21 protein-coding genes and 7 pseudogenes are annotated in these 24,710 nt (G+C 36.6%); 18 read left to right on the top strand and 10 right to left on the bottom strand.

The annotated features are described in order from the left end of the window. Window positions 1-115 precede the first annotated feature (115 nt). A complete protein-coding gene (locus MHB45_RS27810) occupies window positions 116-721 on the top strand; it encodes a recombinase family protein (RefSeq protein WP_048686994.1) in 606 nt (201 codons plus the stop codon). 864 nt (window positions 722-1,585) lie between these two features. Here MHB45_RS27810 and MHB45_RS27805 read toward each other — a convergent pair. From MHB45_RS27805 to MHB45_RS27765, 7 genes and pseudogenes are all read right to left on the bottom strand, one after another. Then, entirely contained in the window at window positions 1,586-1,843 is a 258-nt protein-coding gene (locus MHB45_RS27805) for a hypothetical protein (RefSeq protein WP_053087435.1), read from the bottom strand. A gap of 2,474 nt (window positions 1,844-4,317) precedes the next feature. Next, window positions 4,318-4,380: pseudogene (locus tag MHB45_RS28425) on the bottom strand (YjcZ family sporulation protein); the annotation flags it as partial. Window positions 4,381-4,951: 571 nt separating this feature from the next. After that, on the bottom strand, window positions 4,952-5,173 hold the full coding sequence (locus MHB45_RS27790) for a hypothetical protein (RefSeq protein WP_048687003.1): 222 nt from the start codon (window positions 5,171-5,173) through the stop codon (window positions 4,952-4,954). Between the two features lie 89 nt (window positions 5,174-5,262). Then, window positions 5,263-5,829: a recombinase family protein gene (locus MHB45_RS27785; protein ID WP_048687004.1), complete on the bottom strand. Its 567-nt coding sequence runs from the start codon at window positions 5,827-5,829 to the stop codon at window positions 5,263-5,265. 622 nt (window positions 5,830-6,451) lie between these two features. Further along, window positions 6,452-7,561, bottom strand: a complete 1,110-nt coding sequence (locus tag MHB45_RS27780; RefSeq protein ID WP_048687006.1) for a lipocalin-like domain-containing protein — start codon at window positions 7,559-7,561, stop codon at window positions 6,452-6,454. Between the two features lie 45 nt (window positions 7,562-7,606). Further along, a pseudogene (locus MHB45_RS28420) lies at window positions 7,607-7,976 on the bottom strand (family 1 glycosylhydrolase); the annotation flags it as partial. A 439-nt stretch (window positions 7,977-8,415) separates the two neighbouring features. Beyond that, window positions 8,416-9,575, bottom strand: a pseudogene (locus MHB45_RS27765) (YhgE/Pip domain-containing protein). Window positions 9,576-9,761: 186 nt separating this feature from the next. On the opposite strand from MHB45_RS27765, the gene MHB45_RS27760 reads away from it, so the two are divergent. The 4 genes and pseudogenes from MHB45_RS27760 to MHB45_RS27745 form a co-directional block, all read left to right on the top strand. Beyond that, window positions 9,762-10,379 carry a TetR/AcrR family transcriptional regulator gene (locus MHB45_RS27760; RefSeq protein WP_048687009.1) on the top strand — a complete coding sequence of 206 codons (618 nt, stop codon included), beginning with the start codon at window positions 9,762-9,764 and terminating at the stop codon, window positions 10,377-10,379. A 96-nt stretch (window positions 10,380-10,475) separates the two neighbouring features. Then, window positions 10,476-11,071: pseudogene (locus MHB45_RS27755) on the top strand (IS6 family transposase); the annotation flags it as partial. Beyond that, window positions 11,069-11,638 (top strand): recombinase family protein, encoded by a 570-nt coding sequence (locus MHB45_RS27750; protein WP_048687014.1) that lies wholly within the window; start codon window positions 11,069-11,071, stop codon window positions 11,636-11,638. The pseudogene MHB45_RS27755 and the gene MHB45_RS27750, both read left to right, overlap by 3 nt. A 51-nt stretch (window positions 11,639-11,689) precedes the next feature. Continuing rightward, window positions 11,690-12,451: pseudogene (locus MHB45_RS27745) on the top strand (Tn3 family transposase); the annotation flags it as partial. A gap of 25 nt (window positions 12,452-12,476) precedes the next feature. On the opposite strand, the pseudogene MHB45_RS27740 reads toward MHB45_RS27745, so the two are convergent. Next, window positions 12,477-12,956, bottom strand: a pseudogene (locus MHB45_RS27740) (hypothetical protein); the annotation flags it as partial. Between the two features lie 10 nt (window positions 12,957-12,966). Between MHB45_RS27740 and MHB45_RS28415 the strand changes: the two are divergent. Then, a pseudogene (locus tag MHB45_RS28415) lies at window positions 12,967-13,127 on the top strand (Tn3 family transposase); the annotation flags it as partial. A 357-nt stretch (window positions 13,128-13,484) separates the two neighbouring features. Continuing rightward, window positions 13,485-13,799, top strand: a complete 315-nt coding sequence (locus tag MHB45_RS27735) for a hypothetical protein (protein WP_048687021.1) — start codon at window positions 13,485-13,487, stop codon at window positions 13,797-13,799. 130 nt (window positions 13,800-13,929) lie between these two features. On the opposite strand, the gene MHB45_RS27730 is transcribed toward MHB45_RS27735, so the two are convergent. After that, window positions 13,930-14,325, bottom strand: a complete 396-nt coding sequence (locus tag MHB45_RS27730; protein ID WP_226990513.1) for a recombinase family protein — start codon at window positions 14,323-14,325, stop codon at window positions 13,930-13,932. Window positions 14,326-14,529: 204 nt separating this feature from the next. Here MHB45_RS27730 and MHB45_RS27725 point away from each other — a divergent pair, with 204 nt between their 5' ends. The 3 genes from MHB45_RS27725 to MHB45_RS27715 all read left to right on the top strand — a co-directional run bounded on the left by MHB45_RS27725 (window position 14,530) and on the right by MHB45_RS27715 (window position 17,394). Further along, entirely contained in the window at window positions 14,530-16,077 is a 1,548-nt protein-coding gene (locus tag MHB45_RS27725; RefSeq protein WP_048687023.1) for a sodium:solute symporter family transporter, read from the top strand. An 18-nt stretch (window positions 16,078-16,095) separates the two neighbouring features. Beyond that, the gene (locus tag MHB45_RS27720; RefSeq protein ID WP_048687025.1) at window positions 16,096-16,293 is read left to right on the top strand and encodes a hypothetical protein; all 198 of its coding nucleotides are present in this window, start codon (window positions 16,096-16,098) and stop codon (window positions 16,291-16,293) included. Between the two features lie 102 nt (window positions 16,294-16,395). After that, the gene (locus MHB45_RS27715) at window positions 16,396-17,394 is read left to right on the top strand and encodes a formamidase (protein ID WP_048687027.1); all 999 of its coding nucleotides are present in this window, start codon (window positions 16,396-16,398) and stop codon (window positions 17,392-17,394) included. 2,326 nt (window positions 17,395-19,720) lie between these two features. Here the strand turns inward: MHB45_RS27715 and MHB45_RS27710 are convergent. Beyond that, window positions 19,721-20,143 carry a hypothetical protein gene (locus MHB45_RS27710; protein ID WP_260089164.1) on the bottom strand — a complete coding sequence of 141 codons (423 nt, stop codon included), beginning with the start codon at window positions 20,141-20,143 and terminating at the stop codon, window positions 19,721-19,723. A gap of 324 nt (window positions 20,144-20,467) precedes the next feature. On the opposite strand from MHB45_RS27710, the gene MHB45_RS27705 reads away from it, so the two are divergent. The 8 genes from MHB45_RS27705 (at window position 20,468) to MHB45_RS27670 (ending at window position 24,559) form a co-directional block, all read left to right on the top strand. Next, a complete protein-coding gene (locus MHB45_RS27705) occupies window positions 20,468-20,635 on the top strand; it encodes a hypothetical protein (protein ID WP_181151571.1) in 168 nt (55 codons plus the stop codon). 196 nt (window positions 20,636-20,831) lie between these two features. Next, on the top strand, window positions 20,832-21,038 hold the full coding sequence (locus MHB45_RS27700) for a DUF1657 domain-containing protein (protein ID WP_048689490.1): 207 nt from the start codon (window positions 20,832-20,834) through the stop codon (window positions 21,036-21,038). Between the two features lie 75 nt (window positions 21,039-21,113). Beyond that, window positions 21,114-21,587: a YhcN/YlaJ family sporulation lipoprotein gene (locus tag MHB45_RS27695; RefSeq protein WP_048689488.1), complete on the top strand. Its 474-nt coding sequence runs from the start codon at window positions 21,114-21,116 to the stop codon at window positions 21,585-21,587. Between the two features lie 20 nt (window positions 21,588-21,607). Further along, window positions 21,608-22,087 (top strand): stage V sporulation protein AC, encoded by a 480-nt coding sequence (gene spoVAC, locus MHB45_RS27690; protein WP_048689483.1) that lies wholly within the window; start codon window positions 21,608-21,610, stop codon window positions 22,085-22,087. Next, complete coding sequence (gene spoVAD, locus MHB45_RS27685) at window positions 22,087-23,100, top strand: stage V sporulation protein AD (protein WP_338567185.1); 1,014 nt, start codon at window positions 22,087-22,089, stop codon at window positions 23,098-23,100. The genes spoVAC and spoVAD overlap by 1 nt, the downstream gene beginning before the upstream one ends. Before the next feature lie 2 nt (window positions 23,101-23,102). After that, entirely contained in the window at window positions 23,103-23,453 is a 351-nt protein-coding gene (gene spoVAE / locus MHB45_RS27680; RefSeq protein ID WP_063596912.1) for a stage V sporulation protein AE, read from the top strand. 12 nt (window positions 23,454-23,465) lie between these two features. Further along, window positions 23,466-23,672, top strand: a complete 207-nt coding sequence (locus MHB45_RS27675) for a DUF1657 domain-containing protein (protein WP_048883024.1) — start codon at window positions 23,466-23,468, stop codon at window positions 23,670-23,672. Window positions 23,673-23,698: 26 nt separating this feature from the next. Further along, window positions 23,699-24,559: a DUF421 domain-containing protein gene (locus MHB45_RS27670; protein WP_048689589.1), complete on the top strand. Its 861-nt coding sequence runs from the start codon at window positions 23,699-23,701 to the stop codon at window positions 24,557-24,559. The last annotated feature ends 151 nt before the right edge of the window (window positions 24,560-24,710 follow it).

The raw sequence follows: 24,710 nt of genomic DNA, 5'->3' as shown, positions 1-24,710 counted from the left end.
TTTTTTACGTTCGTTAAAGTTTAAAAACACTTAGCGAACGTTCTTTGTTTTGCATACACTTTTACGAACGCATTTGATAGAATAAGAGAAAGAAAAGTAGATAAGGAGTAAAAAAATGGATATTCGTAAATTTGGGTACATACGAGTCAGCAGCAAAGATCAAAATGAAGGACGACAACTTCAAGCCATGAAAGAAAAGGGCCTTGATGAACGAGATATCTTTATGGATAAACAAAGTGGGAAAAATTTTGAACGAGTCCAATATCAATTATTAAAACGAATGATCCGGAAAGGGGATGTTCTTTACATTCATTCACTTGATCGTTTTGGACGGAACAAGGAAGAGATTCTTCAGGAATGGAATGACATCACAAAAAACATCCAGGCAGATATCGTGGTTATGGATATGCCTTTGTTAGATACTACTCAATTTAAGGATAGTTTAGGAACATTCATTGCAGATCTTGTTTTACAAATCCTTTCCTGGATGGCGGAAGAGGAACGAGACCGTATTCGAAAACGGCAGCGTGAAGGAATTGATGTGGCTTTAAAAAACGGTGTACCCTTCGGCCGTCCGAAAGCTCAAGTAACGGAAGAGTTTAAAGAAGTCTATGATTTATGGAAAGCAGGGGATATGACAGCTGTGAATGCCATGGCGGAATTAGGCGTTAAAAAGACAACTTTTTATAAGTTGGTTAAGGAATATGAAAAAAGACTTTAAAAAGATCACTATATAATAGAAGAAACTCGTCAAACAATGAAGCCTTTGCTCAAATAAAATAAGAGTTGCTGCGGAAGCCTTTTTCTTGTTAACCATGAAAATAAGTTTCTACATAGCTGATGAATTAAATTTAGCAGGAGACATTATTTCTACAAATATGTTTCTTATAATTTTTAGGGTTAACCATTCTTAATTCGTTTATTTTAAAAAGAAAAATAGGAATATTAGTGCTGAATAAATAAATTTTGTTCTTAAGTAACAGGTGCTTTAGCTGAAGATCGGAGCTGTCTTTAGGGTAGTTTCTTCTTATGAAACTTTCGGGTTAGATGGTTCCATAAGCGTAGTGTATTCGGACTGTGCAACAAATTAAACCAAAACAATGTTTAAATATTTCAAAATGTGTCCACAATGGTTAATACAAGTCCTATAGTTTTGTCGTTAATTCGGATAATGGAACAAACTTGAGTGTTGTTTAGTTATCATAGAGTGAGTGAACTTAATCGAATTAACCCTCTGGAACCGTCATTGTCAACTACTGATAACTAGATGGCGTGGAAAGTTGAGTTGAAAGACTTATCAACATGGCAACTATAGAAGGCATTCGCCTAATACCTAAAATCTTCAAATGCAATATTTGAAGATTCTGCCCGAATTCCTTCTTGGATTCGGGTTGTTGTGCTGCACTGTTTGTGATTACATTTAGCGAATAAGAAAAACCCGTCCATTTTTGGTCGGGTTTTTTATTTATAGTAAGGATTTTTTTATCTTTTTAGCTTTCACTTTTTGAAGTGTATTTTTTAAAGTGAATAGTGAAATGTTAAAGAAAAAGGGTTGAATATTGAGAATTTAATATTTATAAAGCTATCATTGTAGTTGGTTTTGCTGTCCCATTTGGCCAAATTGTTGCTGCCCTTGTTGATTCCCCATTTGTTGGCCAGACTGTTGTTGCCCTTGTTGATTTCCCATTTGTTGGCCGGATTGTTGTTGCCTTTGTTGTAGATTAGAAAGTGAACTTTGCAGACTATTTAATTGATTTCTAAAGTCACTTAATTCTTGTGCAATTTCAATATCCACACTTTTTTTAACCTCAGATTCAATTTTTTTCTTAGTGTTATTATCCATAAAAAAATCCCTCCAATTTTGAATTAAACCAAAAGGTCCTTTAATAAGATGCTCAACCGGGTAACTAAATATGCAATATAACTCTTCAACTAAACTGCTCCTTAGTTCATCAAGGGTAATTTTTCACTTGGATATGAATGTATGATTTTTTAATTACCAATTTAAAGTTCGACGGATCAGTAGCAACACCTCCTTGTTTACAATGAACTGAAGCCTTTATGCACTTTTTATATGAATGTTTCAACACACAAACTATGCATCACAACAACCCGAATCTAATAAGGAATTCGGGTTGTTGTGATGCTGGATTGATCTTGGTCATTTATTTATGGGAGCCATACCCTTTATAGGCTTAAGTAATGCTACGAATAAAATTGATAAAATAAGGGAATGGTGATATTTGACATAATGAAAGGAGTATTGACATGCTTAAAAAATTTCCACATTTACTAGACGACCTATTAATCTTATTTGGAATCATCTTTGCTATTGGATTAATCTACACAAAAGAAATATACATACATGATCCATTTGGCAACCCAGTAAATTTGATTCATTTACTCATACTAACCACTATATTAGTAGCAATAAATAGATCATTTAGAGCGAAGCACGAGGAGAATGATGAAGAGATAAAACATAAGTAATCGCGGTTTAAACTTTCTTATCTAAAAGTTTATTCTCCAGGAAAAGGCCAGGTAGTATTTAGAGAAAACCACTTTAACTCTGTAGCTGGGGCCCTTTTTTTATATAAAGTGAGTAACGTATTTTTCACTATGGGCATAGGATATATCCTATATAGGAAAACATGAAATCTTTGCAATATCTTCCGACGCCCCTTATGATATTGCCTAATCATGAGGGGGGTTCGTGTGTCCTGGAAACAGTTTGAATAATAAAGCCGGTTCGGTGGCACAGTATTGGTACACCTAAATGTCTTCTACTCCTGTTTCCAGCAAGGTGGGTACAGGATTTCTTTGTTGTTCTGGTAAGTTACAATGTGAGAAACACATTCAGGAGTGGGATGGAAGCCCTCCCTGTATCAAAAATTGGTACATGGGTATTTCTGTTTACTTTCTGTCTCTCCTAGCATAAGATAGGTTCCCTAGCACGTTCACGTATACGTTCTCCATTTTTCTCATAATATCTTTTTGTATATTCAGGCCTTTTTTCGCTGTATTTTTTACCGTATTCAACAAGACATGGTTTTCATTTGCTACGCGTACCGCCTAAACATTAGAAAAGTGTTCTAACTCCTTCATTTCCCTACAACCACTACAGCGCTTTGCAATAATTTCACTATGAGCCTCTATGTATTCGTACCAATTTTATTTTTCTTTACGACTTGATTTTCATTCACGTCGACAACATACCTCCTTGTCCTTCTAAATTAGGGGGTGCCTTTTTATGTCTTGATTCTGGTAAGTCACACTTATTTGCCCCCCTTAGTGACATCATACCAGCAATCCTTCAACTATTTCACTTTCTTATTGATTGGAGTGAGTCCAAATCACCCCCGGAAAAAGTTTGTTTAAAAGACAGTTTAGTTAAACAAGCGTAGTGTATTCGTACCGTACTGTTCATCAAACAGTTAATAGTTTCACCTTTCAAATATTGCTGCATATACTTACAATATCCTTTATTACTTACAATATCGATTATTATTGAAGTAATTATTCCTGGCCGGGGAATAATTACTTTTTTGACTTTGACAACCACAGTTTGTGTCAACTCTACTCTCCATAAAATACCTGTACCATCGCTTGGTTTTAACAAATATAATTAGGCCAAGGTGGTGAAAAAATGGGGGACAATACTAAAGAAGTTTTGTTTGAAGCTTTCATACAAATACTTCTTCATATTTTTGAAGTGTTACTTCGGATCTTTTTACTTTAATCCAATTGTACAATCCAATGCTCGATATTGGATTGTCATGAATGACAAGTAAAATTATATAAAATCCGAGAGTAAACACTTCCCCCATTTTGTCGAACTGCTTACTAAATTATTGACAATCATTGCACCATCTCGGTTCTCCTGTTTTAATATCGTCAATGATTTTACCGCATTACCCACAACAATCAGGTTTAGCACTCCTTATCATTCACTCCTTCACAGTTTGTGTCAACTCTACAATAAGTCTTAAGAAACTACCATTAAAATAAGGGGTGACTGGATTAGGTCAGTACCAGTATTGACACTTCCTAACCAACCTCATTCTTTGTAGTGAATCGCTGATTTTTGCGATTCATGGGTGGCTAACGGGGGCGTTAGTTGAGAACCGTGGCTTCCATTTGGTGGTATTTTTGCTTAATGAACTAGAGCAGGTTAGTTCAACAAGCATCACGCCAATTAGGTCGCTTGTAGTTGATTTCAAATTTGAAGAAGCCGACCAAAAAAGGTCGGCTTTTTTCATACTCTTTTTAGCAGAAACCGCTATATCCATGAACGGGGGCAGGACAGCATTGGTCAACGCCACCGAAACAGCTAGCTCCAACAATGATTAAGAGTATAAACAAAACGACTATAAAGGCGAAACCTCCACCAAATCCAAAACCGTGGTCACAATCGTGGTCACAATCGTGTTTACAACCTGACATATAGAAACATCTCCTTATTTTCAAGGAGGAATTAAATGGGTAATATCACTTTATGCTCTAATTAGGAAAATGACACAATAGTCTCCTCATCTCTGTTCATAGGATAAAATATTGGAGGTACCGCATGTAGGAATTTTTTCATTTGAAAGCATTAATAAAAATGAAAAACCTCCCCCATTAGACCTTATTAAAAAAACTAAATGGGTTTTTTAATAAGGTCTAATGGGGGAGGCCAATGTCTAATCAAAAAATTATAGAACAACTAACAAGAAATGCTGACGCTGTAGAAAGGATCTCCAAGAGTCCTTACAATAAAAAATCCAAATACTAGTCAGAAGGGTTTTATGGGTTGAGAATTCCTTATCGTTGTGTATCCGCATTTTCCTGAAGCTACCCTATGCTGGAAGCAGCAAAAAACCTGAAAATCAGATAAATCTTCAGGTTTTTTATACAGCGCGTATTGGTAATAGATTAAAAAAGGATATTCCCTAGAGATAGCTATCTGAATTTAATTGTCTCTATTATCTTCATCTTGGAAATCTTTTGGATCTTCTATTGGATCTTCTGGATCGGGATCGTTATCTTTTTCATCATCTTTATTCATGTTGTCATTCTCATCAACGCCAGGTGTACCATTTTCATCAACGTCAGGTATATCGTTTTCATTATCTGCCGGAGCATCTACTTCAGGTGGAGCAGGATCAGGATCAACGTTACATCCTGCTAACATAACAGATAAACATGACCCTATTAGGCTTAATGACAGGGTTTTGCTCTAGACCGCAAAGTAAATGTGGAGAAATAATAAAATACTCCTTATCAGTTTATTTCTCCTAGTTTTCTTCGATTGATTACCCTATATAGAGAACCTTGAGATATTCCGGTTGCTGAGACTATCTCTTTTATAGAATATTCTTTACTGTCATACATCCGAAGTGCAACAGCAAGCTTTTCTGTATCTAGCTTGGGTCTACCTAATGTTTTTCCACGCTTTTTACTTGCTTCGAGTCCTTCCTTTACTCTCTCAGCAATAAGGTTTCTTTCTAATTCAGCAATTACGCACATCATTTGGAACATTGCTTTGCCTGTAGAGGTTCTTGTATCCATATTTTCCTTTAAAGAAATGAATTGCACTCCTGTCTCTTCGAACTGTTGAATAATGTTGAGGATATCCAATGTTTTACGTCCTAAACGGGAGATACTCTCCACTACAACTGTATCTCCATTCCTGATTACATCAAACAGTTGATGAAGTCCTTTTCGATCTTTAATAGTACCAGTAAACTTCTCTTTTACTATTTTTTCACAACCGTATTCATTAAGAACACTAATTTGACGATCTAAGTTTTGGTCAATAGTAGAAACACGTGCATAACCAATAATCATATATAACCTCCAGTAAACTTGTATATTTTCATTTTACTAGAGGTGCCTTTGTTGTAACGGTATTTGGTAATCTTTTTGGTAATTATTTTTGGTAATTGAAAATCTTAATAAAATCAAAGGCAAGTGAAGCAGTAATCAATCGTTACAAAAATACTGGTTTTTGGTAATGGCGTGTATTAGCATGGTAATAGGTTATTCGGCAATCGGGCCATTATCCTGAATAACATTTAATAGAGAAATTGGACATTTATTGGGATATTAGCATTTATTGATGTTGGTTTAAAATTAAGTTCGATTAAAAACAACTCACAAACCAATTATAACCAGGGTCAAAAGGTTGCAACAGAACTATTATTAAAGCAAATCATTTACAATGTGAAACTTTTCGCGCAACAAAAAGTTAGTCAAGAAAAGATTGAAAAAGAAATAGTCGTTTAATTTCAAAAAAATTGCCTTTTTGAAATTGGACGAGTGTTTTGGACTTTTTCAAAACATGAATTATGAAATTGACTCAATTAAAAATACAACTATCGTCAATTTGCCTATGATGGAAAAATGTGGATTGCACTTTTAATTTGTAAAGCCTTCTTTCGGAGTGCGAAAGAAGGCTTTTTTTATATTATTACTGAGGTAAATCAATGGCGTGTCCGAAATACATCAGTTCCCAAAGTGCCTCACCTTTTTCAAAGTCAACTCGGTTTTCGTTTACGAAATGTTCTATCGTAACATAGCCAGTAAATCGTAAATACGCACCGTCTTCGCCTGTTGCTTCAAGTTTTGCACGTTGTTCAGCTGGTGCTTGGTCAATAAATTTAGAGGCCAAAATCGTTTTTTCCCGTTCAAAGGTAACGACATAACGGTTATCGCCATTGCGCGTTTCATATTTAACAATGTCCCCAACAGGTTTTCCTGTGGCTTCATTGACTTGCATTTCAGCCAGTGAGAAGGTAACCGCACTTTCATCATCTGCCACCACTTCGCCGTCTTTTGCCAACATAAATACTATTTGCGGGATATATTCAAATTCTTCCGCCGCCGTGATGTTGGCTGCTATGACGGTGAAATTACCTATCTCCGCACGGCCCCAATACCAATGGTGAATCAGGGATTTGACAGGGGCATCTCCCCAGTTGTGATCGTGGTAACCAACGCCCTCTGAGCTAAATTTCTCATCGCCCACCGTGAACGTCGCTGACACCTTCCCTTGTGGTACACTTGGGAGCCAAGCGAATAATTGTTCGCTTTCTTTTTCCCCGTAATACATATGCCCAGATTTTGGTCGCCAAGGGCTAATCTGTCCTTCTAATTGGACGTCTACGGAAACTTCATCAAGTTCAGCTTGAATGCTGTAGTGCTGAAGATCGCCATAGAATCGATTGTCTCCAATTTTGACATCGCAGGTTTCTCGCGAGCTGCTGAAATCCTTCGCATCAAACGTCTTAATTTTTTGTATAGAACGACCGTCTGGAAGTTCAATATTGAGTCTGATAAATGGTGAGAGAGGAAGATGTGGCATTGTGTACGGCTTGGTGAAGAACACCACAACCATCTTCGCACCGTTATCCAAGTGTGCATCAAAATACCACCATTCATAAGTTCCCTCTGCTCCGTCCATTCTCATACCGTCTTCAAAGGATTTGACGATTACAGGGTCGATTCCCAGTTGTTGATAGTCTTTCGCACTATTGGCTAGACGCATTAAAGTGTGATTTTCATTTGTTTGTTTAGACATTGTGTTAACCTCCGTAATAAACTATTGTGTATTTATAAAAAAAAGCAAGATTATATTAATCTCATTGAAGGTTAGCCAGTAGCTAACCAGACCCTTGTAGCGGGTAAGTGTCCGACAAAGGCGCTCGTAAAACTCCAGCAGCCTACGCCGATTGCGCCAATCACCGTAGGTCTCGATAAGGTGCATTGAACAATCAAAGTGTGTAGTCGTCACCAGTGTTCAATACCCTGTCGCTGACATTCCTTGAAAAAATTCTCGTAAAAAGCTAGCCCGGCTTCGTTCGGCTCAAGCTCATCACCTGTCGGAAAAATCCAACTCCAGGCGATAGAGAGGCGAAAAGTTTTAACCCCATCTCAGCAAGCAAGGCGTTATCTTCCTTGTAATGAGGGTAAAAATCAATGGCTTTTTTGCTGGGAAGAACTAGCCCGCTTCAAAGTCTGTTATCTTGCGTTCGCCAACGATGATTGCCAAGCGTTCGTCACGTCAACATTGGCGGTCCACGCCCTTCAACATCATATGCTCCCTCACATTGATTGATTGGCAACTGTTTTTTCGCCCCAGAGAAAGTCTTTTAGAAACAGTTTAAGAGTAGTCATATAGCGACGCTCTTTGTTTATTACGCTCACCTCCTTTAATAAACATGATGAAGTCTATTTTTGGGGACTCTAAATATTTTTAAGAGACGGATCTTAACCTACTGTTCATATTCTTTATCTAATCGTCATGACCAATAAGTCAAACCATGAAGAATTTAGCTAACGACATAGAAAATATGTGATTTCTTCTAGGTTAGGCTTAATTTAAAGAAATTCATATAAGAAAAGACGTTACTTTGTTTGATGTTCGAGTTATCGTTATGCTGCTAATTTTTGCTCCGTGTTCTCTTTTGATTTACGTTTTAAAGCAGTCCCCAGTATGATGAACATGCTTACGACTCCAATCCAAACAAGGGCAGAAAGATCAGTGTTCCATGTTAAGCCTTCTCCAAAGAAGAATATTTTCCGAAGACCTTCTACCATAAATCGCATTGGTAACCAAGAGTAAATCCAATCTTGGTAAAATGAAGGCATCATTTCAGGTACAAGTGACAATAAAGGTGCCCCGAAGAAAAGTAATAAGGCAAATACACCTATACCCTTTATTCCAACCAGCGAAAGTACAGCAGAAATCATTAAGAAGAAACTAAAGGACGTAATACTTAAAAATAAGGCTATATCGAGGTAATCTGGTATGCTCAGTCCCACCATTCCCTCTGCTATCCAAGTAAATCCGAATCCAATTATTAGTGCTACAATAGCACCCATTACAATTTGTCCTACCTTTGTGACAAGACTTTCTTTTCGAGTGCCGATTGGCATTTTACGAATAGCCATAAATATGATTGCCGAACTAGCTAAACTTGCCATCCATAATGGTTGAAATAAAGAAACAGGAGCATTGCCATTCGCACTGTTTGTTCCAACTTCATTTACATTTATAACGTTCTTTGTAATAGGCGTTACTAAATTCGAAGCCTGTTCTACTGTTAAAGTAGTACCTTGTGATTCAAACCTTTTAGTAGTTGAGTACGAACATTAGTGTTCATATTATTAACTGCACCATTCAATATTTGTCCTGCCATGGTTGAGGCAGCTGTATTCATTCCTTGATTTATATATATATTGATTTCAGGTGAAGAAGGTTGAGTTGTTCGTAACGTAGCTTGCTTTGCACTAAAATCAGCAGGAATGACTAATGTAGCATAATACTTTTGGTCATCTAAACCTTTTTGAGCTACCTCTTCATTCTTTACTTCCACCCATTTAACAACAGGTTCCTCATCTGTTTTTGATGATTTTTGTACCATATCAACAATGTTTTGCCCCATATTTACTTTAGGCTGATTAGGGATTTCTACTCCTTGATCCTCATTCACAATGGCAATAGGCAAGTTTTTGGGTTGAGGTTGTACCGTTGGAAATAATGTTAGTGAAAAGATAAAAATAACGACTAGTGCAATGACTGGTGAAAAAATAAAAAGTTTGTTTTTTCACATTTTATTTTATCCTCCTTAAATTTAGGTTATAATAAACATCATGTTGTTTATGTATTTGAATTATACGTTTAGCTTTAATCTTATTCAATAATCAAAAATCGTAAATGTGTCCGTTATAAGACACAATCACTAAATGTGTCGGGTAAAATTAAGGAGGAAAATAATGTGAGAGATAGTAATATGGATTTGCGGGTCATTCGCACAAAAAATGCAATAAAAAATGCGTTAGTGGAATTAATTGAAGAAAAAGGTTTTGAAGCAATTACAGTAAAAGATATTACAAAGATAGCAAACATAAATAGAGGCACTTTTTATACGCACTATCAAGATAAATTCGATTTAATGGCGAAATGCCAAGAGGAAATCACGCAAGAAATGTCTAGCATTGCAAAGCAGAAATTCCCGGATGTTATTGCTGAAATTGGGACAAACTCTTCATCAACAGCACCCTTTACACTTGCTGTTTCCATTTTTGAATTTCTAAATGAAAATAGTAGGTTTATGAAAGCTGTGTTAAGCCAAAAAGGAGATTTATCTTTCCAAATAAAGCTTAAAGATTTCATGTGGAAAACTCTATTTGAAAATGACAAAAATTCTCTCATTAATGAGTGTGATTTACTCGTTCCAGGCCAATATTTAGCTTCTTATATGGCATCTGCTCATATAGGAGTTATTCAGCAATGGTTGAATAGTGGTAGAAAAGAAACGCCACAAGAAATGGCTCATATCTTATCAACAATAGCCGTTAATGGACCGTTTTTCGCAGCTGGACTAAAGAAGTAATCCATCAATGAAAACAGATATTATCTAAGAAAAAACAGATATTGTCCCTTTATGATTGGGATACAGTCAGAAGAATGTGGATTTGATTTCTAGTGAAAAGATTTGGTGGAAATGATGGAGGAACGAGGCTTATCTATTGCTCATACAGCCATCATGCGTTGGGTACATCAATATGGGCCTGAGCTAGACAAGGGAGTTCGTCGTTATCTTAAGCAAACAAACGATTCTTGGCGAGTCAATGAGACATATATCAAAGTAAGAGGACGATGGATGTATTTGTATCGTGCTGTTGATTCTGAAGGAAATACCATTGAGTTTTATCTAAGTAAAACAAGGGATCACAAGGCTGCAAAGCACTTTTTCAAGAAAGCTTTGCGGTCTTTTCATGTTTCAAAGCCCCGTGTTATCACAGTAGACAAGAATCCAGCCTATCCTATGACGATTGAAGAGTTGAAGAAAGAAAAAAAGATGCCTGTAGACATCCAAATAAGACAGGGGAAATATCTGAATAACATAGTAGAACAAGATCACCGGTTTATTAAAAAGCGAGTTCACTCTATGTTAGGTTTGAAATCTTTTCGCAAAGCTAAATCCATTATTTTAGGAATAGAAGCGATGCATATAATCAAAAAGGGCAACTTGCTTTACAAGACAAGCCTGTCCAAAATCAAGTGAAGTTCATCCATCATATGATTATTGGTTATGCTCGTGTATCTACAATTGATCAAAACTTAGATCGGCAAATTAATATACTTACTGAATATGGATGTGAAAAAATAGTAAAAGAGAAGTTTACTGGTACGATCAAAGATCGAAAAGGACTTAATCAATTATTTGATGTAATCAGACAAGGCGATACAGTTGTAGTAGAAAGCATCTCCCGTTTAGGACGTAAGACATTGGATATCCTCAACATTATTCAGCAGCTGGAAGGAATGGGGGTGCAATTTATATCTTTAAAGGAAAATATGGATACAAAAACGTCTACAGGTAAAGCCATGTTCCAAATGATGTGTGTCATTGCAGAATTAGAAAGAAACCTTATTGCTGAAAGGGTAAAGGAGGGATTGGAAGCAAGTAAAAGGCGTGGAAAAGAATTAGGTAGACCTAAATTAGATAAAGATAAGCTTGCTGTAGCGTTGCGGATGTACGACAGTAAAGAATATTCTATAAAGGAGATAGTCTCATCAACTGGAATATCTCAAGGCTCTTTATATAGGGCGGTCAATAGAAGAAAGCTTGAAGAAATAAAAAAATAAGGGGCATTCTTCTCCCGTCCGATTACTTTGCGGTCTAGAGCAAGAACCCTGTCACTAAGCCTAATAGATGGATTATTACATCATGAATCTGACCTTACAATTGAAGAACATTACACTGATACGGCCGGTTACACGGATCAAGTTTTCGGATTAAGTCATTTGTTAGGGTTTCGTTTTGCACCAAGACTAAGAGATATAAGTGATGCTAAATTATATACCGTTTCTTCTCCTAACGATTTTCCAAACATAAAAGGCATACTTCGAGGTAAGATTAACACAAACGTTATTAAAGAGAATTTTGATGATGTATTAAGGCTAGCACATTCAATTCGAGAAGGAAGAGTTTCTGGATCATTAATCATGGGGAAATTAGGTTCGTATGCAAGACAAAATAAAATAGCTACAGCTCTTCGGGAGATTGGAAGAATTGAAAAAACAATCTTTATTCTTGACTATATTACGAATGAAACATTAAGAAGAAGGATACATCGTGGACTAAATAAAGGAGAAGCCATGAATGGATTGGCTAGAGCTTTATTTTTTGGTAAACGTGGTGAATTCAGAGAACGGGGCATACAAGATCAACTACAAAGAGCTAGTGCATTAAATATATTAATCAATGCAATTAGCGTATGGAATACTGTGTATTTAAGTGAAGTAACAAAGGAATTTAAGAAAAATAATATTCTAAGGGAAGAATTGCTTCCACATATTTCACCTTTGGGATGGGAACATATTAATTTTCTTGGAGAATATAAATTTGATTCGCATCGATTACCCACAAATTCTCTAAGACCATTAAATAAAAATTAACCTATAACATATAAAGCCAAATTCCTTAACGTACAGGTATTTGGCTATTTCTATATCGAATTTTGCTTAGCGTACAAAATTTCCGAAATGTTGGCTGTACCCCTACCAGAAGAGTTGCCCCCATATCTGAAATAATGGCAATCCAAAGCGTTAACCAACCCGGTATGACCAAGAGTAAGGCAATTAATTTAATAGCTAGTGCAAATGTGATGTTTTGCTTGATTATATTTAGAGCTTTACGGCTTAGTTTCACAGCAAATGGAAGTTTTCTTAAATCGTCTCCCATTAGAGCAACATCTGCCGTTTCAATGGCTGTATCTGTACCAGCTCCACCCATCGCTATCCCAACCGTAGAGGCCGCCAACGCAGGGGCATTGACACCAGCTCCACCCAATGGCTACGTTACCATACTCGGATCTCAATTTGTCCTGTGCAACAGTTCTGCCTGAATATCCGATACTCCGACATGCCCGCCGATAGCTTTTGCAGTACCCTTGTTATCACCTCCCTAAAATCTCACAGAAGCCACAAAGATATTAAAAGCAAAGGGACTATTAAAAGAGGAGTTATTACCTCACATTTCTCCATTAGGTTGGGAACACATTAATTTGTTGGAGAATATACATTTGATGTAAAAAAGGTACCCTCAAATGAATTGCGTCCATTAAAGACATAAAGATTAGGCTGATTTTTCCTTAGAGTTCTAAAAGAAATTTATTTGCATATGGCCCTTCATTTTGCTAATGGTTACCGTTCCCTTAATCCAAAGAATTCTCTTTTCGTACTTGGTTATCCTTTTCCCCAGAATTAGGAATTAATTGGAGATACATTTATTGTACGTAAATTGTAGGGTGTTTTTAAACAGCAAAAGGAAACCTCCCCTAAAAGTTTATATCATTGCCTTTTGCCTGGATGGGGTCTACAAAGTTAGAGTTTTGATTTTTTAATTTTGGGGGGCAAATGTCTATTCTTAGGAAATTGAGGAACATAAGATAAAATTAAATATACTCAATATAAGAAAGGGAGTTAATAGGTGTCCCATTATCAATCACATGTCTTTTATCAACCTCAATATTCCAGTCAGTTTCCGCAATACCCTGAGTCAGAGATTTGGGCAGAACAACAAATCAAACAACCATTATATCCTTATTTGAAATCACAAGTGTTAAATCTTATTACCCCTTTTGTAAAATATGGATTAGAAGAAGCAAAAGATACTTCTTATGTCCATGCATTGCAGGAAGTTGCAGCCATGACCTATTTGATTGGTCATGGTATGGATCCACAAACCGCTTATTTAACGGTAGAATCTTGGGAAATTAACGACGGCGAAGGAATGATTTATTAGAAGGACATTGCTTTTTAGTATGTTCATTAAATTAATTGGTACCGAAGGAGAATACACATATTAAATATGATAATAGGCAGCTTTAAAGCTGCCTATTTTACTAATATAAACCCTGAAAAAATTTCAATTTTTAATTCGTTGGACGACCTTTGAACTTTCCCTTTTCTTTAGCAATGGCAATTCCTTCTTTTTGTGCTTCTTTAATTCGTTTTCGTTCTTCCTCTACCGTCCATGAAAGTACAGTAAGGAAAATATCAGATACTAATTTACCTATTCCTTCAAACTCTTTATATTTTGCGGTATTTAAAACAGGCATGTTTAGCACTCTGATATCTGCTTCTAGTTCAATAATCTCTTTCCATTCTTTGAGTATCTCTTCTTTATTACGTCCAAACCTAGAAAGATCATGAATAACCAACTCATCATCAAAACGGATTATATTTTTCATTTTTTGATACTCTGTACGTTCAAAATCTCTGCCAGAAGCAATATCTATAAAAATTTTATCGCAACCATATCCATTCAGTTCTTTAAATTACTGGTTTAGTTCAAAATGAAACAGAATTCCCTATCCTTTATGTTAGATAAACTAACATTATTAATTTATAAAACGCTTTCATTGTCTTTAAAGACGTAAAAATAGTCTTTTAATACAATTATATAGATTTATTTCCCTTTTCATGTAATAATTTATTACATGAATAGAAGGTAGAAAAAGGAGGCGAAATAAATGACATCCACCATGATGCCACAATGGATAATTTGGGTGTTTATTGGGGGGCAGGCAGCTTTAATGTCCGCCATTATCATCTATTTAGCAAAGATTAAAAAAGAAAATACCTCAGAAAGTTACCTAACGGCTGGCCGATCTGTAGGCTTAGGATTGGCTTCAGCATCAATTGTTGCTGAATGGACTTGGGCAGCAACGATAATGGTCGCTTCACAACTTGGATACGTTTTAGGTTTTTCAGGAGCATTTTGGTATGCATTAGCGGCTACACTTCCATTTTTTCCATTTGCCTTACTCGCTTTGAAATTGAAACAGAAATTTCCGCAAGCCAGATCTTTTCCTGAGTTCTTCTATTACAGATTTGATAAAAAGAATCACATTTTGCTATCTGTCTTTGGCTTTATAGTAGCCTTAATGGTTTCTATTATGATCGTTGTTGGTGGAGGAATTACTATCTATCAATTTTCAGGTATGGATCCTATCTTAGCCATGTTTTTAATAGTATTAGCCTTCTCTTCCTATACTGTGATCGGCGGGTTATACGGTACAGTTTTCAGTGATGCCATGCAGGGACTGTTAATTTATGTTGTTTTTGGGATCGTTGTTGTAGGAATGGCGGTTACGATTGGGCCTCAAGAAATCTACAATGGTTTGCTTAATATGGTTCAAGGCAACAATCCGGACTATGTTTCTCGAGCTTTAGAGAATGGTATGACTCGTGAAGCCTTGGAGGACTCTTTAAGTATATTATCGGTACCAGGATTCGTACTTGGTATTGGATTGATAATTTCAAATTTTCCTGCTGTATTCGTTGAACAAGCATTTTGGGGAAGATCAATTGCTGTAAAAGACACAAAAATTGCTACAAGAGCATTTATTATCGGTGGTTTAGCTTGGTTTCCTATACCAGCCGCTGTTGGATTAGCCCTGGGTACAGGTGGGGTGGCACTGGGTATGTTACCGGCTGGAACCTCTCCAGATTTTGTTGCGCCAGCAACCGTTCAAAATGTTTTAGGCATGACTGGTATGATCGCATTTTTATTTGGATTGATTGCAGCAATGTTAAGTACGGGGTCAGGAGAGCTAAATGCCGCCTCAACTATATTTTCAAATGATTTATATCGCCGCTACTTTAAGCCAAATGCATCAGATAGTCAAATTCTACGTGCAGCGCGCATTTTTGGGATCGTATTTGCAATTGGAGTTTTAGGAACTTCTATAGCTGTGTTTAAACTCGGCTTATCTATGTTAGATGTTTACTTAGCTATGGGAGTGTTTGTGGGATCTGCATGCGTACCAATCTTTTTAGGGATGCTGTGGAAACGATGCAGCGCAGATGGTTCTTTTTATGGCACTATTGTTGGAGCAGTGCTAGCCGTAATTATCTTCCTTATTTATGGGGAAATACCAGCAACTATTGCTGCTGTTGTAGTAAGTACAATAATCACTGTAGTGCTAAGCTTCGTGCAAAATAACAACTATGATTTTGATCGCATGATAGATATTGACGTGAATAAAGTTAATCGAACTTCTATGAAAACTAATTAAAAATACGAGGTGAATTCTATGTTTCAAGAAATAATGAGTTATGGAAACTTCTTATTTTGGTACTCTTTCATCATTGTATGGTTCTTTTTGGCTGCTGCAGCTATTTATTTCGTTGTAGTTAAAGACGGACTCAGCGCTATACGTTCAAGAGTCGAAAACAAAGTATTTGCTGAAGACTTAACTAAAACAGAATTGGTTAAAAGTAATATAAAATAACCTTTAATTTCAGATTTTTCAGTATTTTTATCGGTGAAAGTAAGGAGAGAAATCACTCTTCTTATTAACATAATAATTTAACATTTTTGAGGAGGATTTTTTATGGGTAGCATTGGAAGTATGGTAAAACCAACAAACGGATTTTTAACTGCTTTAGTTCAGTATCCAGTACCGATTGTAGAATCAAGAGCTGATATTGACAAACAAATCAAAGAAATTGTTCGAACTCTTCACTCAACTAAAGCGGGTTATCCTGGAGTAGAGTTAATTGTTTTCCCTGAATATAGCACTCAAGGATTGAATACAAAAAAATGGACTACAGATGAGTTTTTATGTACTGTCCCCGGACCCGAAACTGATACGTTTGCTCAAGCATGCAAAGAAGCAGAAGTATATGGAGTCTTTTCGATTATGGAAAAAAATCCCGATGGTGGAGATCCCTATAATACAGCGATCATTATTGATCCTCAAGGGGAGATTATTTTAAAATATCGTAAATTAAACCCTTGGGTTCCTGTGGAGCCATGGAAAGCCGGAGATTTAGGGTTACCTGTTTGTGATGGACCAGGAGGAAGCAAACTAGCAGTTTGTATATGCCATGATGGTATGTTCCCTGAAATTGCTCGGGAGGCTGCCTATAAAGGAGCGAATGTCTTAATTCGTATTTCAGGGTATAGCACACAAGTTAACGATCAATGGATTTTAACAAACCGTTCGAATGCTTGGCAAAACTTAATGTATACTGTCTCAGTTAACCTAGCTGGTTATGATGGAGTATTCTATTATTTTGGAGAAGGGCAAGTGTGTAACTTTGATGGGACAACTTTAGTACAAGGTCACAGAAATCCTTATGAGATTGTTACAGCAGAAATCTATCCAGAATTAGCTGATCAAGCCAGAATAGGTTGGGGACTTGAAAATAATATTTATAATTTGGGGGCTAGAGGATACGTATCTACTCCTGGAGGAGTAAAAGAAAATCCATATACATTTGTAAAAGATTTAGCTGAAGGAAATTATAAACTTCCTTGGGAGGACAAAATCAAAATAAAAGATGGATCCATTTACGGTTATCCGGTTAAAGACGAGATTCATTCATAAACATAAAAATTCCCTCCATTACAGAATAGTGGAGGGAATTTTCTCCGCCAAAATATTAATATTATTTTTTACAAACGAGAGGATGAGGAAATTGAAAGTGCTAAGACCTTTAGTTTAGTATTTAATTTTATTACATCTAATCCCAGCATTAATACTCTGATTTCATTTTTAAATTTTTTAACAAAAAAGCTCCGAAGCACCTACCCCATGCAGGCCTCCAGAAACCCTATAGCCTCCCCCACCAAACATTCCACCAGCATGGAATGTTTACATAAAAACATCGCGAATGCTTCAGCAAGATATTCTTGACATGTCAGAAAATATCATCTTGTACCATCCTTCTTTTCTCACTATTCTTAAATATCCAAGTCTTCACATTCGACTATAAACTAATTATATCACTGAAGTGTGCAAGCTTATGCAGGTCCAAATTGACAGAACCTTGCTCTCCTTTCACTTGCTCCGATTTTAACTAGTACGGTTAGTAAGATCTACCATTCCAGGTAAGATTCCGCGTGGTATCTGCATTTAGATACACCTGGGAATTTCATAACAATTATTGTCAATCATCACCATTTAGGAAATGAAAATAAATTGCATGTCGCGGCAATAACTTTTTGAAGAAAAAGGAATCAAGTTCTAATCTTTTTTCAGAAATAGAGGGAGGACACTCGCCGTCACAGCCTGACCGTCTCGAGTAGAATTTCATTACTTCACAGTTTGTGTCACCATCCGACTGCTTTTTTTGATTACCCATCCTTCCGAAGTAGCTTACGGTTTAATTTCCCCTTTTTAGTTATTGGAGTTTTTACCTATTGATGACAAGATCATTTTTGGATACTTAATGAATGTTACCATGAATATAACCAATAAAGAATGGAAAAAAATGAAGGACGAGAGTCAGGGAGATGAAGTGTTTCGGTTGCCCCTGAGCGTTTCGTCCTTCGTAGTTAATATACTCCAATTTTGTAAAAGATATACGAAGATTGTAAAGTTCGTGGTATGCGTGTAAGATTACTGGTTCCTCGGAAGGATGACACGGAGAAGCCAGCAACATTACTAAACTAAGACCAAGAGTCCCCGGGGCAGCTTAGCAGGCCTCCGCCTTATGAATAGACCGAACGAAGGAATGTAAGCGCAAATGACGCTAAGAGACATGGGAGGGTACGTCATCATAAGTTTCGCAGAGATCTATTGTGCATCACATAGTGGAGAAAATAGCTAATGATTTCCATTAGTTTTAGCGAAGCGTACGCACGATTTATATAGGTTCCTACATGTTATTCAAGGAGTAACAATACCTGGGTTTAGTGTTATATTATGGACAACCCAATTAGAAATTTCTCTTTTCCCCTGTATCAGCCTGTAACGGAAGCTGTGCAGGGGTACTCTGTTGTTATAGCTTCTTTTACATTGAATAATATTCTGGTTTTGCGGGATATTAGTGATACACCTGTTATAGTTGAAAGTAGCCCTTGTACCAGCCTTAAAGAAGCTGTACAGGGGTTCTTTGTCGTTATGGCTGCCTTATTTTAGTTACTTAAACTACCGCCCTATCGGTTGCTGAAGGACTGTCATTCTTCTACAACCCAAACTACGAATCCTTATAATAGTAAATATAATGTTATGTAGTTGTGTTGCCTTAACCTCCGTTATCTTAAAAGTAATTCTTTCAACTATTTTAGAAGGTTATCCTTGCTTTTGTTTTAGGGTTTGGCCTGAATGGTTGGCTAAGCGTGGAAAATGGCTGGACATAGTAACCGTAGCAAACTGTTTTAAAGAAAACAGCAAACTACTGGTTACTTAATACTACTGAATGTACAGGAAAGCTATTGTATCCGTATGTATCACTTTGTTTAGTGTGGCTTTCACCACAAGTATCTTTCTACATGAACAGTGTCTGACAATGCCAATCATATTTACCAGCCATAAAACGCTAGTTACTGATACTTACCCTTAACTTAAAGTTCAAGACACTCCACCCAATCACGCTTCTTTTTGTGGTCAATTCCACAAGGCATCAACAGATTATGATTCCCTTAACCCTCACGAAATAGCGTAACAAGGAAACGCTACGCTATATATTCGTTAGGCTGGTTGTGGCATTACCCTGCATTGACACCAGCTGATCTGTCATAGTTTTTGATATTTGGAGGAAAAACTTTGGAAGAAGTTAGTATTAGTTTTAGTTTATTTACAATTAAAACCATCGTAGGTTTTGTCACAAATGGAAAAGTTATTAACATATAGTTCAATTTGAAGCATAAAAAATACCGTTTGAAAACAAACGGTATTGAAACATATTGCTGTTGACCTATTTAAATTATTATTCATCTTTATTATCTGCGTCGTTTAGATCTTTAGGATCTTCAATTGGATCCTCTGTATCAGGGATTGCATCATGATCATCTAAATTATCTGGGTCAGTTGCATCTTGAGGGTCTTCAATTGGTTCCTCTGTATCAGGGACTGCATCATGATCATCTAAATTATCTGGGTCAGTTGCATCTTTAGGATCTTCAATTGGATCCTCTGTATCAGGGATTGTATTAGGATCATCTAAATTATCTGGGTCAGTTGCATCTTTAGGATCTTCAATTGGATCCTCTGTATCAGGAGGAGCTGGATTATTATCCCCATCTGAATTATTACAACCCATTAACATGATTGTAGAAAGAAATACACTTGTTAATAGTTTTAACCACTTTTGATTCATTTTAATCGTCCTCTCTACATTTATTACTTGCAATATTACCTTCTCCTTTTTAACTATTTTTATACAATTTACAATTATTGCATCAACTTTATCTTCATTCTCAGGGAATTTACGATGTTTATAGCAGTTAAATACAACGGATAGGAATAAGGAAAGGCATTCAGATTTTGCACTCTATTTGGTTTCCGAAACCCGGCTAAATGAAATCAGGGCTGGTTATATCAACATCGATTTCCTAATTTTTTTAAATGGATCCTGAAGTTCTTAGCTTTATGATTCATTTTTTAAAAATAAAAATAAAAACATTCTTGATGGATATATTAAAAATGTTTTAAAAATAAAAAAGGAGCTACTGATATGCGGCTAACCGAAGATTTTAAGAATTTTTTAGGAGTAAATCCAGCAAGGCATAAAACAGAAGGGTTAAGTTTAGATCCAAACTTTTCACATCTTATTATACATAAGGAGATACATGGGGATAAAGTATTCGTACCATTAGATTTAAAGAAAATTTGGAATCGTTAATAGTCGTGAAATATAGCAACCGTGTGGATATAAAACGGTTGTTATTTATATTTTTAGGAAAAAGGATAGTAACTTATTTTCAAACATTACCTTTGATTCTTAGTTAAAATGGGAAAAAATAAAAGGGATAAAAATCTCTGTTTTCACCATTCTAAAAGAGTAACAATTTTTTTAAAAAAATAAGGAGGAGACAATCATGACAGTAATCAGTGACGTTAAGACAACTCTTGCAGGTTTGAAAAGTGCACAGGCTAGCTTCGAAACCTTTTCACTTGGTACAGAAAACAAACAAGCAAAGCAGCTTTACCAAGATGCTGCTAAACAAACTCAATCCGTTATAGACACCATTGAACCACGTATTCAACAAATCGAACAAGAAGAACCCCAATATAAACAACAATAATAAAAAAAGCTAGAAAAGGTTGGTTGAGTAAACCAACCTTTTTACACCTTCAAACTAAAACAAAGGGGTGATTTCATGAAAGACAAAACGAACAAATTTATCATTTTTCTTTTATTACTAATTGTTATCGGATTAGGATCAGGATGTAATGGAAAACAGAATCAGTTGGGTGATGACAATGAGGATTTGAGTATTTCACAGGTACATACAAGCAAGCCAATCAATCAATCGGTTGCCAATCAAGCAAAAGAGAAGGTCATCATGGAGGAAGAGATTTCAGATGTGAAGGCTGTGAATACGGATAAAGAGTTGTTAGTAGCGATAAAAGTTGATCAATTTGATCGTTTTCGATTAAAGAAAATCAAAAAGAACGTGAAATCAGACTTAGAAAAAATGTATCCAGATTATAAAATCTTGGTTTCGACCGATCAAAAAATGTATTTTGAACTTGACCAATTAGAACAAAAACTCCAAAAGGGTAACACGAATATGAAGAAATTAGAAAAGGATTTCAATAAAATCAAAAGTCTTATGAAGGAACAATCGTAAGGAGAAAGAGGGCTGGACCCATGTCGAATAATAAAAAGAAACAATTGACTCCTGTTCAACAAGAATACCAAGGTATTCAAAAACACCGGGAAACCAAAAGACCAGTGGTTAAAAATTGCATTAAAGCATTTTTAACGGGGGGGCTTATTTGCCTTATCGGTCAGTTTATTTCAACGTTTTATATTTATTATTTTGATTTTACCGATCAAACGGCTGGAAATCCTACGGTAGGGACTTTAATTTTTATCACGATGCTTCTTACAGGTTTCGGAGTCTATGATCGAATGGCTCAATTTGGAGGTGCCGGTACTGCTGTACCAGTTACTGGTTTCGGAAACGCCGTCATTTCAGCAGCCATTGAACATCGAACGGAGGGGTTGGTATTAGGGGTAGGTGGTAATATTTTCAAACTCGCAGGTTCGGTAATTGTATTTGGCGTCTTTTCCGCGTTTGTCATTGCATTGATTAAAACAATTCTTATAAAGTGGGGTGGTTTGTGATGTTAGAAGGTCATCGTACATGGGTATTCGAACAAAAGCCTGTGATTATTTCAACAGGTACAGTCGGAGGACCATTCGAAGCAGATGGAGCTATCGCGGAAGATTTTGATCTTCTGCATTCTGATTTATGGCTCGGACAGGATTCCTATGAAAAAGCTCATAAAATCTTTTTTGAAGAAGCTTGTCAAAAGGCAATGGAAAAAGGGGGGATTCAAAAGGAACAGGTTCAGTTCCTCCTTGCAGGAGACCTAATCAATCAGATTACCCCGACAAGTTTCGCGAGCCGAACAATTGGAGCCCCTTATTTTGGGTTGTTTGGTGCCTGTTCTACCTCTATGGAAGGATTAGCTTTAGGGGCCTATATTGTCAATACAAACGGAGCCAAATATTTGTTAACAGGGGCTTCCAGTCATGATACAGCCGTTGAAAAACAGTTTCGTTATCCAACGGAATACGGTGGACAAAAACCACCTACTGCACAATGGACAGTGACAGGTGCTGGTGCGGCTTTACTTAGTAATTCTGGGGAAGGACCACGTGTCACTTCTGCAACAATCGGTCGTGTGATTGATATGGGATTGACTGATCCATTTAATATGGGAGGGGCCATGGCTCCAGCTGCGGTCGATACCATTGAAGCTCATTTAAAGGAACGAAACATTGATCCATCTTATTACGATTTAATTGTCACCGGGGATCTTGGCCAGATTGGACAGGAAGTGTCACTTGATTTATTTAAAAAACATGGAACCCCTATTCGTGAAGATCAGTATCAGGACTGCGGATTAATGATTTATCGGGAAGGGCAACCGGTTTTGGCAGGAGGCAGTGGAGCGGGGTGTTCAGCAACAGTCGTCTATGGTCATTTATTGAACCGAATGAAAAAAGGTGAATTTAAAAGAATGTTAGTCGTGGCAACAGGGGCCTTATTATCCCCCCTATCCTTTCAGCAAAATGAAACGATTCCTTGTATCGCCCATGCGGTGTCGATTGAATACGGGGGTGAACAATAGACATGATCTATTTTTGGGCTTTTGTCATAGGTGGTTTGATTTGTGTCATTGGGCAAATTATGTTTGATGTGTTTAAACTTACACCGGGACATACGTTAAGTACCCTTGTAGTGATAGGTGCCATTTTAGATGGGGTAGGTTTATATGAACCATTAATTGATTTTGCTGGGGCAGGAGCTACCGTTCCTATTACAAGCTTTGGGAATTCACTTGTACACGGGGCCATGCAAGAAGCCGAAAAACACGGGTTAGTCGGTGTACTTACAGGGATGTTCGAAGTGACAAGTTCCGGCATTTCAGCTGCCATTATTTTCGGCATGTTAGGAGCTTTGATTTTTAAACCAAAGGGATAAGGGGGATGTAAGATGACCATCGGATCGGAAGTAAAGCAATGTCTTGCCAGCCTAAAAGGCGTAGAAGCTAATCTTTCCAGTTTAGCATTACGTACACAAGATAACGAATCGAAACAAACCTTACATGAAACGATGATGGTAGTGAACGAAGTAGTGACAGATTTGAAAAAAAGGGTGGGAGAGTTGGAGAGGGAGGAATTCCAGTATAAAGGGTTTTAAATAAAGTATATAGGAGGTATTATATAGTGCCTGATTGGTTAGATGTATTTGTACGGGCTTTGTTGTTTCTCATTATCCTTTTTTTAGTAACTAAAATGCTAGGTAAAAAGCAACTATCTCAAATTTCTTATTTTGAGTATGTTACTGGTATAACCATAGGAAGTATTGGGGCAGAAGTTATTACGGGTCTTGAACGAAAAATTACAGTGGGGATTATAGGAATTATAACCACTGCCGCACTACCTTTTATAGTTGGACTTATTTCTGAGAAAAGTAAAAAGTTTCGGGACCTTATAGAAGGAAAAGGAACTGTTTTTATTAAAGATGGAAAAATCATGGAAGATAATTTGAAAAAGGAAAGATACACAACGGATGAATTGTTAGCATTACTTCGAAAGAAAGATGTCTTTCAGGTGTCTGATGTAGAATTCGCGATATTAGAGGCAACCGGAGATTTATCCGTTATGTTGAAGAAAGAGAACCAGCCTTTAACCGCAAAGGATTTAAACTTGACGGTCGCTTCAGTCAAGGAGCCTCAGACTGTCATAATGGATGGTGAAATATTGGATGAACCACTTTCGACGATTGGACGAAGTCGAGGTTGGTTACACACTGAATTAGAAAAATTAGGGGTCACAATTGAAAATGTCTTTCTTGGACAAATAAATTCTTATGGAGAACTAACGGTGGACCTTTTTGATGATATATTGCAAGTACCATCTCCTCAAGAGAGGCCTCTACTTCTTTCGACTTTGAAAAAATGCCAAGCAGACTTAGAATTATTTGCACTAGGAACAGAAAATAAAGAAGCCAAGCAGATATATGAAAAAAACAGTGAAAAACTACAAAAAGCGATTGATAACGTTACCCACATCTTAAAAAATTGATTGTATGATCCGTTGTTCATGGGTTATTTTATTCGTTCTAAAAAACATAGGAGGCAGTTAAATGCCTCCTAAAACTCACCCAAAAGATGTCAAAGGTAATGCAGTAAAAGGAGATTATATATGTATATGTAGACAAAAGGGAAATTCAACT

Origin of the sequence: Peribacillus sp. FSL K6-5616, assembly GCF_038008245.1 — a bacterium.
Lineage (GTDB): Bacteria > Bacillota > Bacilli > Bacillales > DSM-1321 > Peribacillus > Peribacillus frigoritolerans.
This window is presented reverse-complemented; position numbering and strand designations above follow the sequence as displayed.